Raw genomic sequence first — 14,755 nt, 5'->3', positions numbered from 1 at the left:
CATGGTCGTCAGAGGTGGTACGCCCTTGTGGATCCGGGCGCTGCGGGTCGTCTTCGCTGTCGTGGGCATCGTCGCGCTGGTCTGGATCCCGCTGCGCAACCTGGATAATCCGGACTACTCGTACCTGAACTTCTTCAGCTACTTCACCATCCAGTCCAACCTCATCGGCATTGTCGTGCTGCTGGTCGGCGGCCTGCGCGACCCCGGTGGCCGCCGGTGGGAACTGGTGCGGGGCGCGGCCACCCTCTATCTGACGATCACCCTCATCATCTACGCGGTGCTGCTGTCGGACATCGACGTCCAGCTGACCGAGAAGTGGATCAACGACATCCTGCACCGGCTGATCCCCATCGTGCTGATCGCGGACTGGTTGCTGGTGCTGGCTCCCGGCATCAAGCCGACCGTCAAGCTGGTCCTGGGCTGGCTCGCCTTTCCCCTGGCCTACGGCGCGTACGTCCTGATCCGCGGTCCCTTCGCCGACTGGTACCCCTACCCGTTCATCGACCCGCGCGAACAGGGCTACGGCTCCCTGACCATCGGCCTGGCGGTGATGGCCGTGGTCTTCGCGATCCTCGGCGTCATCGTGGCCGCGGTGACCGGTGTGGTACCCCGGGCGGTCGCCCGTCGTTGACCCCGCGGGCTCAGAGCGCGCGGGTCATGAACACGCTGTGCGGGTCCTCGGCGTAGTCCGCGAACGGCCCGCCATGCTCGAACCCGTAGCGCTCGTACAGCCGCACCGCGGGCCGATAGAACTCCGACGATCCGGTCTCCAGGCTCAACCGCGCGTACCCGCGGGCCTCGGCCTCGGCGAGGATGTGCCGCAACATCTGTGACGCGACTCCGCGCCCGCGGTACCCGGCCGTGGTCCGCATGGACTTGATCTCCCCGTGCGTCGGATCCAGCTCCTTGAGCGCCCCGCATCCGGCGAGCTCGGTCCCGTCCCATGCGGACCAGAAGGTGATCTCCGGCTTGCGCCGCGCCGCCACGTCGAGCGCGTGCATGCTGTCCTCCGGCGAATTCGCCAGCATCTCGGCCACATGCGCTTCGAGCAAACCGATCACCTCGGGCCCGGTCAGATCATCGACCACAATCCGCATGTGGTCAGGCTAGCGAGCCGCTGGCCCAGGGTCGTGCGCGGACTGACCTGCAGCGCCAACTCGCCGACCTGGCGTGCCGTCGGTCCCGGTGTGCCCTGTACACAGCCGCCCGACCGGCGATACTCGGTGTGGCCGGAAGGGTTTCGTGATCTTGTCGGGTTACTCCGCCGGTATTCGGAGCGTCGTGGGGCGAACCGTGAAGTGCACATTTCCGAGAGTGCCGGCGCGGGGCGTCGGATACGTGCACGGCGGCCCGAAGCTCGAAGACGGCCCGGTAGCCGCAAGGCTCCGGGCCGTTGCCATGTCAGCGTCCGATCAGCGCTCACCCCTACCTCGGTCAGCGCTCGGCGGCACCGGCCTCCAGGGCGCTCAGCCGCGCGTCGACGCTGCGCATCTCCTGCAGGATGCCCTTCATCGCCTCGGTCATCTGCTCGACCGAATGGCGCAGCAGGTTCAGGTTCGCGCGCAGATCGGCGATCGGGTCGACGGGATCGTCGGTTCGACGCGGGCGCTCGGCTCGACTGTGACGCATGGAGTGACTCCTCTGTTCATTGTCTCGATACGAACGTTTCAGGGGCGCCGGGCGAGTGAATCGGCCGGGCAATCGGTCACGAGTGGCGGTGCGGGGCGGGGGATTCGGCAGCGCAAGTTCCGGGCGGCGCGCGCCGAGGATGTCAGCATGGAAGGGGAGCCGGTCGCCGCGGTGAGAGGTGGTGGGGCGTGGGGTTGTTCGTGGAGCAGTACGGGCTGGTGCGGTGGAGCGCGGTGATCGCCTTCTGCCTGGCCGCCGCCCTGGTGGTCGCCAGGCTGGCGCGGGTGCGGCCGGTCGGGTGCGACGGGCCGCGCGCGGACCGCGAATCCGATGCCGCGCATCTGGTGATGTGCCTGGTGATGGTGGGAATGCTGGTGTTCCCGACCGCCGTCGACGCGCACGCGGTGCGCGGGGTGCTGACGGCCATGGTGGTCGTGTACACGCTGGTACTGGGTGAGCGGATCCTGCGGTGGCGCAACGGGATCGGGGACGCCGGGGCAGGTGCCGCCGGGGCGGGTGCCGCCGGGGCGTTCGCGTATCACGTGCTGGCGGCCGCTGCCATGTTGTACGCGATGAGCGGGCACGGGGCGCACGAGCACGGTGTGCCCGGGCTCGGGGGACCCGCGCCCGGGCCGCTGCTGGCGCTCGCGGCGCTGTTCGCGCTCGACGCCGTCGTCATGCTGACACCGGGCCTGCGCCGCCGTTTGCCGGGAGTGTTCCCGCACCCCGGCGGTACGGCCGGAGCCCCGGCCGTGGTGCCGCACCTGGTGATGGACCTCGGCACCGCCTACATGCTGGTGGCGGCCGCCGCCGGTTGAGCCCGCCGCCCGTTCCGCGCAGCCGGGGGCCGTTCGACCTGTTCACCGTCCTACGGGGTTAGATAGTGAGCAAAGGTCGGTTCGCCCGGTTGGGGGTGGCCGGTATCGGGTGATGGAGGTGCTCTGGATGGGTTCGCTGTGGCATGGCTTCGCCGATATGGGTGCGGTCGAGCGGGACGGGTCGTTCGTGGTGGCGCGGGGCGAGGGCGCCCGCATCTGGGACGAGGGTGGCGCGGAGTATCTCGATGCCACCGGCGGACTCTGGTTCGCCAATGTCGGCCACGGCCGCCGCGAGATCGCCGACGCGGTGGCCGCGCAGCTGACCCAGGTCGCGCACTACTCCAACTTCGGTGACCTGGTCTCGCCGGTGACCCGCGATCTGGCCGAGCGGCTCTCCGCGCTCGCCCCGGTGCCGGGCAGCAAGATCTTCTTCACCTCGGGCGGCTCCGACGGCATCGACACCGCCGCCAAGCTGGCCCGCCGCTACTGGCAGGAGATGGGCCGCCCGGAGAAGACCATCCTGGTCGGACGGCAGAAGGCGTACCACGGCATGCACGTCGGCGGTACCTCGCTGGCCGGGATTCCGGTCAACGGCGAGGGCTACACCGGGGTCTTCATGCCCGACACCCGCACCATCGAATGGGATCAGGCCAAGGCGCTGACCGCGCTGATCGAGGAGCTCGGCGCGGAGCGCATCGCCGCCTTCTTCGCCGAGCCCATCATCGGCGCGGGCGGCGTCTACCTGCCGCCGGAGGGCTATCTGGCCGAGGTCCGCCAGATCTGCCGCGACAACGACATCCTGTTCGTCGCCGACGAGGTCGTCACCGGCTTCGGCCGCATCGGCGGATCCTGGTTCGCCTCCTCGCGTTTCGGCCTGGAACCGGATCTCATGACCACCGCCAAGGGCCTCACCTCGGGCTATGTGCCGATGGGTGCGGTCTTCATCGCACCCCGCATCGCCGAACCGTTCTTCTCCGGCGGTGTGTGGTGGCGGCACGGCTACACCTACGGTGGTCACGCCGGTGCGGCCGCCGCGGCCATGGCCAATCTCGACATCTTCGAGCGCGAGAACCTCCTGGAGGCCAGCAAGAACCTGGAAGCGCTGCTGCACGAGCACTTCTCGCCGCTGGCCGACCATCCGCGTGTAGCCGAGGTGCGCAGCGGCCTGGGCGCGGTCGCCGCGGTCCAGCTCGCCGATCCCGCCGAGGCGCTGGGGATGGTGAAAACCCTGCGCGCGCACGGCGTCTCGACCCGCGCGGCCGGTCAGGGCGCGCTGCAGATCTCGCCGTCGTTCGTCATCACCGAGGCCGAGGTCGTGCAGATGGCCACGCGGTTCGCCGGCGCTCTGGGCTGAGCGACGAGCGGATCAGTGATCGTGCCCGCCGGACAACTCTCCGGCGGGCACGTGGCGTAGCCGGGCCACGGCCAGCACCGCCACCAGCAGCGCGCCGACCGCAGCCACCCCCGCGGTGATGTGCACCCCGTGGATGAAGGCCGTGCGCGCCGCCACCAGCACCGACGCGCCGACGCTGTCGGGCAGCGTCGCCGCTACCTGTACCGCCTCGCCGAGGGTCTCGCGCACCGCGTCCGCGCCGGGCAGACCGTGCGGCAGCGAGTCGGCGAGATCGGCCCGGTAGATGGCCAGGCTGATACTGCCGAGGATCGAGATGCCCAGCGCGCCACCGAGTTCCGCGCCGGTCTCGGACACGCCCGAGGCGGCTCCGGCCTGCTCGGGCGGCGCGGAGCCGACGATCAGTTCGGTGGTAATGCCGAAGACCGGCGCCAGCCCCAGCGCCATGAGCAGCGACGCGACCACCGCCGCGACCGGTCCGCCGTCCACCGTGAGCCGGGTGAGCATGGCCAGACCGATGGCGGCCAGCACCATTCCGGCCCCGATCAGATACGCGGGCCGCACCACGCGCACGATGCGCGGGGCCGCCTGCGAGCCGATGATGAACCCGACACTGGACGGCGCCATGGCGAGGCCCGCCGCCATCGGCGTCATGTCCAGCACCAGCTGGAAGTACTGGGCCACGAACAGGAAGTAGCCGAACGCCACGAAGATGGCGATCACATTGATGGCCAGCGCCGTCCGGAACGCGCCGAGCCGGAACAGCCGCAGATCCAGCATGGGATCGGGCCGCGTGAGCTGCCGTCGCACGAACAGCGCGCCCGCCACCAGGCCGACCGCGACGGCCACCAGCGCCACCGGCCCGAGGCCGTCCTGCGCGACCGTCTTCATGCCCAGCACCAGCGACACCATGGCGACCACACTCAGTGCGGCACTGGTCAAGTCGAGCCGCCCGGCCTCGGGATCGCGGAACTCCGGCAGCACCCGGGGACCGAGCACCAGCAGCAGCGCCATCACCGGGACGGCCAGCAGGAACACCGAGCCCCACCAGAACCGTTCCAGCAGTACGCCACCCAGCAACGGGCCGACCACGCCGCCCGCGGAGAACGCGCTCACCCAGGTGCCCACGGCCAGCGACCGCTGCCGGGGATCGCGGAACATGGTGAAGATCAACGACAGTGTCGAGGGCGCGATGGTCGCACCGGCGACACCGAGCAGCGCCCGGCACCCGATCAGGAACTCGGCGGTGGGGGAGAAGGCCGCCACCACAGACACCGAACCGAACAACGCGCCGCCGACCAGCAGCAGACGTCGCCGCCCGATCCGGTCGCCGAGCGTGCCCATGGTGATCAGCAGACCGGCCAGCATGAAGCCGTAGACGTCGATGATCCAGAGCAGTTGCGTGCTGCTGGGATGCAGCGTCGAACTGATCTGCGGCACCGCCAGATGCAACACCGTGAGATCCATGGCGTAGACCAGGCAGGCCAGCGCGAGCGCCCCGAGGCCGATCCATTCGCGGCGCCCCGCCAGCTCCGGCCGCTCGCGGGCGGCTGTGACGAGGGCGGTATCCACGACGAATCGTCCTTCCGATGGGGGTATGGCCGCAGGGGCGACGGCGCGCCCTCCACCATCTCACCGCCCACCGACGGACGCGCAACCGAATTTCGGCCCGGCAACGGCAGTATGCTGCGGAAATGGTCGAATTCGAGAGCTACCGGGCCAATCTCGAGGTGGCCGACCTCACGCCCACCGTCGAATTCCTGCGCGATGTGCTGGGCTTCGAGGTCGAGGTGGACGAGCCCGCGATGGGACTGGCGCTGCTGCGGCGCGGCGGGGTCGGACTCGGGGTGGTGCGCACGCCTAATCCGGCGGTCAACGAGACCACCGCGGGATATGTCGGCGTGGCCGATGTGGACGCGCTGTACGCGCATTGCCGGCGGCACGGCGGCGAGATCACCGCCGAACTGACCGAGCACCCCTGGGGGCTGCGCGATTTCGTGCTGCGCATTCCCGGCGGCCACCGGCTCGCCTTCGGTCAGCGCATGGCTCGGTGAGTCGCTAGATCACGATGGGATGGTCGGCGGCTACCCGCCCGCCGATCCGGGCCCAGCCGTCGGAGTCCCATTCGGTGAACAGCTGCGAGCCCTGCCCCTGCGTGATGTGCAGGCCGCGGGTGAGCAGCGCGGTCAGCTCGATGGCCGCCGACCCGGTGGCCTCGTCCTCGGGAATTCCCAATCCCGGGGCGAACATTCGGGCGCGGACGCCGGCCCGCGGTTCGTTGGTCCAGGCCCAGCAGTAGTGCTGGCCGCCGGGGAAGTCGGCCGGGTCGAGGGTGGCGAGCAACGCCGGATCCTCGAACTGGTGGAATTCGAACGACGGCGACCAGGCGGCGCGGGCGCGGGCCCAGGCCAAACCCTCGGTGAGCGCGACCTCGACCGGTCCGGCGGGGACATCGATGACCTTCACCGGCGTGCGCTGCTCGTTGAGCCACCACGTGGCGCCGATGGCGGGCAGCCCGGCGAAGGACAGTTCGACGGCCGGGGTGTAGATGCGCATCGCCGCCCGCCCGTCGGCTGGGTCGTCGACCACCGCGGTCAGCGCCTGGCCCGCGCGGGCGGCGAGCGCCTGATGGTCGATGTGCTCCACGGCGGAGCGGCGGACGATGCCGAGCGGGCTGCCGAATCGACCGGCCGCGTCGGTGAACACACGCACGACCTCGATCTGGGCGCTATCACTCTCCGGAACGGTCATGTCACGCGAGCTTACCGACAGTTATCGATTCGCGGGAGGTCCACAGATATCGAGCATGTTGGCCAGAGCGCTCTTCTCGGTGGGTTGCACGCTCAATCCCCAGCGCTCCTTGACGCTCACCCAGCGGCGCGCGTACTCGCACTGGTACGCCTGCCGCGGCTGCCACTGATCCGGTGATTTGGCGCCCTTCTCCTGATTGGCTTGTTTCTGGACCGCGAGCAGATTGCCGACGTCGTTGGCGAACTTCTCGCGCTGCTCGGGCTTCCACTGCGAGGCCCCCGAGCGCCAGGCGTCGCCGAGCGCGACCACATGGTCGATCTCGATATTCGAGGATGTGAAGCGGTCGTAGGGAATTCGCTCCCCGGTGTAGGGATCGTCGAGTGTCCCCGACAGCACCAGGCACGAATTGCTTTCGCCCACAAGGGTTTCTGTGAGGTCGCGCTTCATCACCTGTTCGCGTGCGGTGCACCCGCCGCTGAGCACCGGCTCGCCGCCGCGCCCGGACCAGCCGGGGCCGAAGGCGTTGCGGTCGTAGGTCTCCCAGTTGCGGTTCCACGCGACGGGGAGGCGGTCCAGTCCGGCCCGCGCCCGGGCGGCGTCGAGGATCGGGGTGCCCGCCTGCTCGGGCGGCGAGGGCGGTTCGGCGGTGGGGGTCTCCTGGCGATTCAGATACAGCGCCAGGCCACCCGCGGAGAGCGCGATGAGAAGCACGGAGGAGGCGAAGATTCTGCGCCGGCGACGCCGGGCTGGGGTCCGGGAGCGCGGAGGCATGCGGGGAGTCTAGGTGGGCAATTCGTATATTTCGGGCATTGTTGCCGGATTGCAGCAATCTACTGGCAAATATGCAGGCAGATAAGACGAAGGGCCGGACACCCCGTGGTGTCCGGCCCCTCACCGAGAATCCGCGTCCCGGGCAACGCCCGCGATCGACTAGACGGCGGCCGCGGCCAGCGCCTCGGTCGACGCCACGGCCTGGCCCACGCCCGCCACGATCGCGGCCGCGCGCAGCGCCTCGAAGATCACCTCGCGCGACACGCCCGCCTCGCGCAGGGTGTGCTCGTGCGCCTCCAGGCAGTGCTGGCAGCCGTTGATCGAGGAGACCGCGAACGACCACAGCTCGAAATCGACCTTGTCCACGCCGGGAGTGCCGATGATCTGCATGCGCAGGCCCGCGCGCAGATCGTCGTAGCGGCCCTCCAGGAACGCCTTGCCGCGGTAGAACACGTTGTTCATACCCATGATCGACGCGGCGCCCAGCGCGGCGTTGTACGCCTCGGCCGACAGCACGTCGGCCGCCTCCTCGGCGATCTCCCGCAGCGTGGTCGCGGACTTGGTGGCCGCGGCCGAGGCCAGCAGGGTGCCCCACAGCTGCTGCTCGTTGAGCACGGTGCTGCGCGCCATGGAGGACAGGTTGAGCTTGAGGTCCTTGGCGTACTCGGGCAGCGAGTTCTTCAGGTTATCGATGGTCACGACGAAATTCCTTACGAGCCTTGCTTACACCGACGCGGTCATGAGCTCGCCGGCCTGGATGGTCGGGTCGCCCTTCTTCCAGTTGCAGGCGCACAGCTCGTCGGACTGCAGGGCGTCGAGCACGCGCAGCACCTCGTCGACATTGCGGCCCACCGAACCGGCGGTGACCGACACGAACTGGATCTCGTTGTTCGGGTCGATGATGAAGGTGGCGCGGTCGGCGACGCCGTCGGCGTTGAGCACGCCGGTGGCCGCGGCCAGTTCCCGCTTCAGGTCGCTGAGCATCGGGAACGGGAGGGTCTTGAGGTCCTCGTGCTGTGCGCGCCACTGGAAGTGGACGAACTCGTTGTCGACGGAGGCACCCAGCACCTGCGCGTCGCGATCGGCGAACTCCTCGTTCAGCTTGCCGAAGGCGGCGATCTCGGTCGGGCACACGAAGGTGAAGTCCTTGGGCCAGAAGAAGACGATGCGCCACTTGCCGGCGTAGTCGTCGCTCGAGATCTGGGTGAAGTAGTCGTCGGGCTGCTGAGCGTTCACCTTCGAGAGATCACCGCCGATGACAGCCTTCAGGTTGTACGCGGGGAACTGATCGCCGATGGTCAGCAGTGCCATGAATGCTCCTCGTTGTAGTCATGCCGATTGTGTCGAGACTTCTGTATACGATCCTGGCCGAACAGGGGTGAGAGGTAAAGGTGATCGGTCGCACTACACTCATAGGCGTGACTGATCAAACTTATCAGCCCACCCTGTCACAGCTGCGTGCGTTCGTGGCCGTCGCGGAGTACCGGCACTTCGGTACCGCGGCGACCCGGCTCGGCGTGAGCCAGCCCACGTTATCCCAGGCGCTGGCATCACTGGAAAACGGACTGGGGCTGTTGCTGATCGAGCGCAGCACGCGTCGTGTGCTGGTCACCGCCGACGGCAAACGTTTGCTGCCACAAGCCATCGCGACCCTCGAGGCCGCTGACCGATTTGTCGCGTCGGCCGCCGGGGAGGGGCTGCGCGGCACCCTGCGGCTGGGCATCATCCCGACCGTCGCCCCCTACGTACTGCCCACCCTGCTGCCCGAATTGCGCAGGCGGGTACCCGGTCTCGCACCGCACGTCATCGAGGACCAGACCGCCCGGCTGCTCGACGGCCTGCGCTCGGGCGTGCTCGACGTGGCCATGCTGGCGCTGCCCGCCGACGCGCCCGGCCTCGTCGAGATACCGCTCTACACCGAGGAGTTCGTGCTGGTCGTGCCGCGCGGCCACGAGCTGGCCGGCCGCTCCGACCTGACTCCGGCCGACCTCGACGCGCTGCCGCTGCTGCTCCTCGACGAAGGCCACTGCTTGCGCGATCAGACCATGGACCTGTGCCGTACCCACGACGCGCACCCGGGCGCGGTCGGTGACACCCGCGCCGCGTCGCTGGCCACGGTGGTGCAGTTCGTCGCGGGCGACCTCGGCGTCACCCTGATCCCGGCCATGGCGGTCCCGGCCGAGACCGCGCGCGGCACCCTGGAGGTGGCGACCTTCGCCGCGCCCGCGCCGGGCCGCACGGTCGGGCTGGCGTTCCGGTCCTCCACCGCGCGCGGCGACGACTACGAGCTGCTCGCCGAGATCATCCGCGAGGGCCGTCCGCGCTGAGCCCTCGCGCCGGACCGGCCCGCCGGCCGCCACGACGAATCCGACAACCTGCGCGGTTGCGTCACTCTGGGGCGTCTGAAACGCTCGAGCCATGCGCGTCCATCACCTCAACTGCGGCACCATGGGATTCGGCGTCATCGATCACTGCCTGCTCGTCGAGACTCGCGACGCGCTCGTGCTCGTCGACACCGGGTTCGGGCTCGAGACCGTGCGGCAGCCCGGAAAGATGCTGGGTGCCAGCCGTTTCCTGATGGGCGCGAAACCGTCCGAGGGTGAGACCGCGATCCGCCAGATCCAGGCGCTGGGCTACGACCCGCGCGACGTCCGGCACATCATCCTCACCCACCTCGACCTGGACCATTCCGGCGGCCTCTCGGACTTCCCCGAAGCCACCGTGCATATTCACGGACCCGAATTCCGGGCCGCCACCGCCACGCCCACGCTGTCCGAGAAGCTGCGCTACCGGGCCGCGCAGTGGGCGCACGGACCGAAGTGGATGGTGAACGAGGTCGAGGGCGGCGAGGACTGGTTCGGCTTCACCGCGGTGCGTGACCTGCCCGGGCTGCCGCCGGAGATCCTGGTGGTGCCGCTGCTCGGTCACACCCGCGGTCACGCCGGGGTGGCCATCGATCACGGCAACGGATGGCTCCTGCACGCCGGTGACTCGTTCGTCACCGAATCCAGCATCCACCCCGAGGAGCCGTTCACGCCGTTCTGGTGGAAGGTGTACGAGACCGGGTCCATCGCGGGGGAGGCGTACCGGCTGAACCAGCGGCGATTGCGGGAACTGCGGAAGCTGCACGGGGACACGGTGACCGTCGTCAACTCCCACGACGCGGGCCTGTTCGCGCGGATCGCCGGGCGATGAACGACCGGTGGGCACGGAGGCTTCCGGCCGCGAGTGATCCACTGTTCGTCTACGGCACCCTGCGGTTCGAGGCCGTGCTGACCGCATTGATGGGCCGCGTCCCGCGGATGGAGCCCGCGCGGTCGATCGGGCGGCGGGCCGCCGCGCTGCCCGGGCGGGCGTATCCGGGACTGGTCACCGCGACCGACGCCGTGACAGATGGCTTCGTGCTCACCGGGCTCACCGCCGACGACTGGCGGGTGCTCGACGCCTTCGAGGACGACGAGTACGACCTGACCCCGGTGTCGGTGCACACGGGAGAGCGCGTCGGGTACGCGTGGACCTACACCTGGACCGCCGAGGTCTCCGGGGCCGATTGGTCGGCCGCGGCCTTCGAGACCGGGCACCTGCCGTATTTCGAGTCGAAATGTGCTGCGTGGCGGCGAGATCTGGTCCTGCTCAGCGAGACTGTATGACACGGGACACACTCGTGCGGTAGAAGTTGGTCGCATGGATGCACAGGGCACTGATCGGACCGTGACGGGCGCGCGCTCACAGGCGCTCGGAGATCTGCTGCGGCGCAGCGCCGCCCGGGTCCCGGCCAAGACCGCGCTGGTGTGGCGCGATCGGCGCGAGAGTTACGCCGATCTGGACGTGGCCGTGAACCGGGTCGCGCACAGCCTGGCCGATCGCGGTGTGGGGCAGGGGGATCGGGTCGCGATCTACTCGCGCAACTGCCGCGAGTTCGTGCTCCTCTACTTCGCGCTGGCCCGGCTGGGTGCGATCTCGGTGCCGATCAATTTCATGCTCACCGCCGACGAGGTGGCGTTCATCCTCGAACACAGCGGGGCGGTCGGTTTCATTGCCGAGGACGGCCTCGCCGAGCAGGCCGAGGCCGCGGTGAAACAGTTGGGCGACGGCCAGATCCGGCTGCTCGGCCACATCGGCCTCGGCGACCTGCCCCCGACGACCGGATGGGAGGACGTGAGCGCCTGGGAAACCCATTCCGACGCCTCCGCCCCCGAGGTGTTCGTCGCCGCCGACGACCCCATCCAGATCATGTACACCTCCGGCACCGAGTCGCGCCCCAAGGGCGCGGTGCTGTCGAGCCGCGCGCTGATCGCGCAGTACACCAGCGTCGTCGTGGACGGCCGCATGAGCGCCGACGACATCGAGGTGCACGCGTTGCCGCTGTACCACTGCGCGCAGCTGCACTGCTTCCTCACCCCCGACCTGTGGCTGGGCGCGACCAGCATCCTGCTGCCCGGCCCCGACCCGGCCACGGTGCTGCGCACCATCGAGACCGAGCGGGCCACCAAACTGTTCTGCCCGCCCACGGTGTGGGTCTCGCTGCTGCGCCACCCCGACTTCGACAGCTACGACCTGTCGTCGCTGCGCAAGGGCTACTACGGCGCGAGCATCATGCCGGTCGAGGTGCTGCACGAACTGGCCGAGCGCCTGCCCGGCGTCGGCCTCACCAACTTCTACGGCCAGACCGAACTCTCGCCGCTGGCAACGGTTCTCGCACCCGAGGACCAGCTCGCCAAGCCCGGGTCGGCGGGCCGTCCGGCGCTCAATGTCGAGACTCGGGTCGTGGATGACGACGACAATCCGGTCGGCGTCGGTGTGGTCGGCGAGATCGTGCACCGGTCCCCGCAGGCCATGCTCGGCTACTGGAACGATCCCGCCAAGACCGCGGAAGCCTTCCGCAACGGCTGGTTCCACAGCGGCGACCTGGGCGTGCTCGACGCCGACGGCTACCTCAGCGTGGTCGACCGCAAGAAGGACATGATCAAGACCGGCGGCGAGAACGTGGCCAGCCGCGAGGTCGAGGAAGTCCTCTACGAACACCCCGACGTCTCCGAGGCCGCGGTGGTCGGCATCCCGCATCCGCGCTGGATCGAGGCGGTCGCCGCGATCGTGGTGGCGCGCACCGGAACCGAGCCGGACGCGGCCGCCGTCCTCGCCCACTGCAAACAGCGCCTCGCCGGATACAAGGTCCCCAAGTACGTGACCTTCGTCGAGGCGCTGCCCAAGAACCCCAGCGGCAAGATTCTCAAGCGCGAATTGCGCACGCGGCACGCGCATCTGGCCGCGCAGGACTGATCACCCGATCAGATCCACATGGGCGATGTTCGCCCGATCGCCGGGGTCCGCACTCGGGGCCCCGGCGAACCAGGCGTCGAGAATCTCGCTCAGCTGCGCGCGCGAGGTGAGACGCAGACTCAGCGCCAGCACGTTCGCGTCGTTCCACTTCCGCGCTCCCTCAGCGGTATACGCGTCCACGCACAGCGCCGCCCGCACCCCCGGCGACCTTGTTGGCCGCGATGGACGCGCCGGTGCCGGTCCAGCAGCACACGATCGCCTGCTCGGTCCGGCCGTGGGCGACATCGCGCGCCGCCGCCTCGCAGGCCCACGCCCAGTCGTCGCGCTCGTCGGGATCGAGGGCCCCGTGCACGGTCACCTCGTGCCCACGCGTCCGCAGCTCCTCGACCACGGCCGTGGCCACCCCGGTGTCCTCGTCTGCCGCAACCGAAATCCTCATGCGGTCATTCTCCTCATCGAGGGCCGGGATCGGGGGGACTAGCGCTTGGTGACGCGCGCGAGCGCTTCGGGATAGCGCGCCCCGGCCACCGATTCGACCGGAGCGGCGGCTTCGATACGGGCCAGATCCTCCGGCGACAGGACGATCTCGGTCGCGGCCACGTTCTGTTCGAGGTAGGCGCGGCGCTTGGTGCCGGGGATCGGAACCACGTCGTCGCCGCGGGACTGCACCCAGGCCAGGGCCAATTGCCCCGCGGTGACGCCCTTCTCGTCGGCCAGTTCCCGCAGGGCCGCGACGATGGCGAGATTGGCGTCGATATTGCCGTCGGCGAACCGGGGCAGGCGGCGGCGCATGTCGTCGGCGGGCAGGTCGGCGGTGGAGGTGATCGCGCCGGTGAGGAAGCCGCGGCCCAGCGGCGAGAAGGGCACGATGCCGATCCCGAGCTCCCGGCAGGCGGGCACGATCTCCGCCTCGATGTCGCGGGTCCACAGCGACCATTCGCTCTGCAGTGCGGTCACCGGGTGGACGGCGTGGGCGGCGCGGATGGTGTCGGCGGAGGCCTCGGAGATGCCGAGGTAACGGACCTTGCCGGCCTGCACGAGTTCCGAGAGCGCGCCCCAGGTCTCCTCGATGGGCACGTTCGGGTCCACGCGATGCTGGTAGTAGAGGTCGATGTGGTCGACGCCCAGCCGCGCGAGGGACTCGTCGCAGCACTGCTTCACATACGCGGCGTCGCCGCGTGCGCCGAGCGTGCCCTGCTCACCCCAGACGATGCCGAACTTGGTGGCCAGCACGACGCGGTCGCGGCGGTCGGCGACAGCGCGGCCGAGCAGTCGCTCGTTGGTCTCCGGGCCGTAGACGTTCGAGGTGTCGAGCAGGGTGACGCCGAGGTCCAGGGCCCGGTGGATGGTGGCGATGGACTCGGCGTCGTTGTCCTGGACGCCGTAGGCTCCGCTCATGCCCATGCAGCCGAGGCCCTGGGCGCCGACGGTCAGCTCGCCAAGCTTCCTGGTAGCGATCATGCGATGAATCCTCCTCGGTAGGAATGGAATTCGCGGCGGTTCGCCGCCTGCCCTCGACGCTACGACCTGGAGTGCGCTCCAAGTCAACCGCGTCGCGGGATCAGCGGCGGTTGGGCAGGTGGTGATGCAGCAGGACGGTGAGCTGGGTGCCCGCGTCGGTGAAGGGGAGGGCGGATTTCAGGGCGCGGCTCTGCACGATCGCACCCTCGATGACCGAGAGGGCGAAGCCGGACAGGGAGCAGGCGGTGGCGCGCTCGATGCCCGCGTCGACCAGGCCGTCGGCCAGCCGGGCGGTCCATTCGGAGAAGGCCTGACCGGCGGCCGATTGCAGGGTCGGGTCGAGTTCGTCGAGGGCGGCGGCCATCATGAACGATCCCGCGCGGAACTCGCTGGTCTCGAGCTGGCCGCGCCAGAAGCCGAGCAACTCGTCGACCCAGGCGTCGAGGGAGGGCGCGACCGGCAGCGCGTCGGACATGCGGCTCACGTGGGAGTAGACCATGCGCGACACGATGCGGGCCGCGGTGGCCACCAGTTCCCCCTTTCCCGAAGGGAAGTGCTGGTAGAGCGAGTTTCGGGAGGCGTTGCTGCGTTTGAGGAGTTCGTTGAGACCGGCCGCGTGCACGCCGTGTTCCTGGACGGTGGTGATGGTGCTCGCGATCAATCGGGCGCGTGGTCCCGCCGTCATTGCAATTTC

At 69.5% G+C, this 14,755-nt stretch carries 19 protein-coding genes; 8 read left to right on the top strand and 11 right to left on the bottom strand.

The window, feature by feature from the left end; translation table 11 throughout:
• Position 1: 1 nt before the first annotated feature.
• Positions 2-631 carry a Pr6Pr family membrane protein gene (locus ACFYTS_RS20065; RefSeq protein ID WP_387306222.1) on the top strand — a complete coding sequence of 210 codons (630 nt, stop codon included), beginning with the start codon at positions 2-4 and terminating at the stop codon, positions 629-631.
• Positions 632-641: 10 nt separating this feature from the next.
• Here ACFYTS_RS20065 and ACFYTS_RS20060 read toward each other — a convergent pair whose 3' ends face one another.
• Together ACFYTS_RS20060 and ACFYTS_RS20055 are read right to left on the bottom strand one after the other, a co-directional pair.
• Positions 642-1,097 (bottom strand): GNAT family N-acetyltransferase, encoded by a 456-nt coding sequence (locus ACFYTS_RS20060; RefSeq protein ID WP_387306220.1) that lies wholly within the window; start codon positions 1,095-1,097, stop codon positions 642-644.
• Between the two features lie 337 nt (positions 1,098-1,434).
• Positions 1,435-1,629 (bottom strand): hypothetical protein, encoded by a 195-nt coding sequence (locus ACFYTS_RS20055; protein ID WP_357282983.1) that lies wholly within the window; start codon positions 1,627-1,629, stop codon positions 1,435-1,437.
• A gap of 188 nt (positions 1,630-1,817) precedes the next feature.
• Here ACFYTS_RS20055 and ACFYTS_RS20050 point away from each other — a divergent pair, with 188 nt between their 5' ends.
• Positions 1,818-2,447 (top strand): DUF5134 domain-containing protein, encoded by a 630-nt coding sequence (locus ACFYTS_RS20050; RefSeq protein WP_357282984.1) that lies wholly within the window; start codon positions 1,818-1,820, stop codon positions 2,445-2,447.
• Positions 2,448-2,574: 127 nt separating this feature from the next.
• Positions 2,575-3,801, top strand: coding sequence for an aspartate aminotransferase family protein (locus ACFYTS_RS20045; protein WP_387306218.1), 1,227 nt, complete (start codon positions 2,575-2,577; stop codon positions 3,799-3,801).
• A gap of 12 nt (positions 3,802-3,813) precedes the next feature.
• On the opposite strand, the gene ACFYTS_RS20040 is transcribed toward ACFYTS_RS20045, so the two are convergent.
• Positions 3,814-5,370 (bottom strand): MFS transporter, encoded by a 1,557-nt coding sequence (locus ACFYTS_RS20040; RefSeq protein WP_387306216.1) that lies wholly within the window; start codon positions 5,368-5,370, stop codon positions 3,814-3,816.
• Between the two features lie 122 nt (positions 5,371-5,492).
• Here ACFYTS_RS20040 and ACFYTS_RS20035 point away from each other — a divergent pair, with 122 nt between their 5' ends.
• Positions 5,493-5,852, top strand: coding sequence for a VOC family protein (locus ACFYTS_RS20035; RefSeq protein WP_387306214.1), 360 nt, complete (start codon positions 5,493-5,495; stop codon positions 5,850-5,852).
• Between the two features lie 4 nt (positions 5,853-5,856).
• Here the strand turns inward: ACFYTS_RS20035 and ACFYTS_RS20030 are convergent, their stop codons facing one another.
• From ACFYTS_RS20030 to ACFYTS_RS20015, 4 genes are all read right to left on the bottom strand, one after another.
• Positions 5,857-6,549 carry a PhzF family phenazine biosynthesis protein gene (locus ACFYTS_RS20030; RefSeq protein ID WP_357282988.1) on the bottom strand — a complete coding sequence of 231 codons (693 nt, stop codon included), beginning with the start codon at positions 6,547-6,549 and terminating at the stop codon, positions 5,857-5,859.
• Positions 6,550-6,570: 21 nt separating this feature from the next.
• Complete coding sequence (locus tag ACFYTS_RS20025; protein ID WP_387306212.1) at positions 6,571-7,260, bottom strand: HNH endonuclease family protein; 690 nt, start codon at positions 7,258-7,260, stop codon at positions 6,571-6,573.
• A gap of 219 nt (positions 7,261-7,479) precedes the next feature.
• Positions 7,480-8,019: a carboxymuconolactone decarboxylase family protein gene (locus ACFYTS_RS20020; protein ID WP_357282990.1), complete on the bottom strand. Its 540-nt coding sequence runs from the start codon at positions 8,017-8,019 to the stop codon at positions 7,480-7,482.
• Positions 8,020-8,043: 24 nt separating this feature from the next.
• The gene (locus ACFYTS_RS20015; RefSeq protein WP_357282991.1) at positions 8,044-8,631 is read right to left on the bottom strand and encodes a peroxiredoxin; all 588 of its coding nucleotides are present in this window, start codon (positions 8,629-8,631) and stop codon (positions 8,044-8,046) included.
• A 107-nt stretch (positions 8,632-8,738) separates the two neighbouring features.
• Between ACFYTS_RS20015 and ACFYTS_RS20010 the strand changes: the two genes are divergently transcribed.
• The 4 genes from ACFYTS_RS20010 to ACFYTS_RS19995 all read left to right on the top strand — a co-directional run bounded on the left by ACFYTS_RS20010 (position 8,739) and on the right by ACFYTS_RS19995 (position 12,600).
• The gene (locus ACFYTS_RS20010; protein WP_387306209.1) at positions 8,739-9,647 is read left to right on the top strand and encodes a LysR substrate-binding domain-containing protein; all 909 of its coding nucleotides are present in this window, start codon (positions 8,739-8,741) and stop codon (positions 9,645-9,647) included.
• Positions 9,648-9,738: 91 nt separating this feature from the next.
• Positions 9,739-10,515, top strand: coding sequence for an MBL fold metallo-hydrolase (locus tag ACFYTS_RS20005; RefSeq protein ID WP_357282993.1), 777 nt, complete (start codon positions 9,739-9,741; stop codon positions 10,513-10,515).
• Entirely contained in the window at positions 10,512-10,970 is a 459-nt protein-coding gene (locus tag ACFYTS_RS20000) for a gamma-glutamylcyclotransferase family protein (protein ID WP_387306207.1), read from the top strand. Before ACFYTS_RS20005 ends, ACFYTS_RS20000 begins: the two co-directional genes overlap by 4 nt.
• A 34-nt stretch (positions 10,971-11,004) precedes the next feature.
• The gene (locus ACFYTS_RS19995; RefSeq protein WP_387306205.1) at positions 11,005-12,600 is read left to right on the top strand and encodes an acyl-CoA synthetase; all 1,596 of its coding nucleotides are present in this window, start codon (positions 11,005-11,007) and stop codon (positions 12,598-12,600) included.
• Here the strand turns inward: ACFYTS_RS19995 and ACFYTS_RS19990 are convergent, their stop codons facing one another.
• The 4 genes from ACFYTS_RS19990 to ACFYTS_RS19975 form a co-directional block, all read right to left on the bottom strand.
• Complete coding sequence (locus ACFYTS_RS19990; RefSeq protein ID WP_387306203.1) at positions 12,601-12,780, bottom strand: RpiB/LacA/LacB family sugar-phosphate isomerase; 180 nt, start codon at positions 12,778-12,780, stop codon at positions 12,601-12,603.
• Positions 12,761-13,039, bottom strand: coding sequence for an RpiB/LacA/LacB family sugar-phosphate isomerase (locus ACFYTS_RS19985; RefSeq protein WP_387306201.1), 279 nt, complete (start codon positions 13,037-13,039; stop codon positions 12,761-12,763). Before ACFYTS_RS19985 ends, ACFYTS_RS19990 begins: the two co-directional genes overlap by 20 nt.
• Before the next feature lie 38 nt (positions 13,040-13,077).
• Positions 13,078-14,061: an aldo/keto reductase gene (locus ACFYTS_RS19980; protein WP_387306199.1), complete on the bottom strand. Its 984-nt coding sequence runs from the start codon at positions 14,059-14,061 to the stop codon at positions 13,078-13,080.
• A 100-nt stretch (positions 14,062-14,161) separates the two neighbouring features.
• Positions 14,162-14,746, bottom strand: a complete 585-nt coding sequence (locus ACFYTS_RS19975) for a TetR/AcrR family transcriptional regulator (RefSeq protein WP_357282998.1) — start codon at positions 14,744-14,746, stop codon at positions 14,162-14,164.
• Between the last annotated feature and the right edge of the window lie 9 nt (positions 14,747-14,755).

The organism is Nocardia sp. NPDC004151, from assembly GCF_042874235.1.
Lineage (GTDB): Bacteria > Actinomycetota > Actinomycetes > Mycobacteriales > Mycobacteriaceae > Nocardia.
This window is presented reverse-complemented; position numbering and strand designations above follow the sequence as displayed.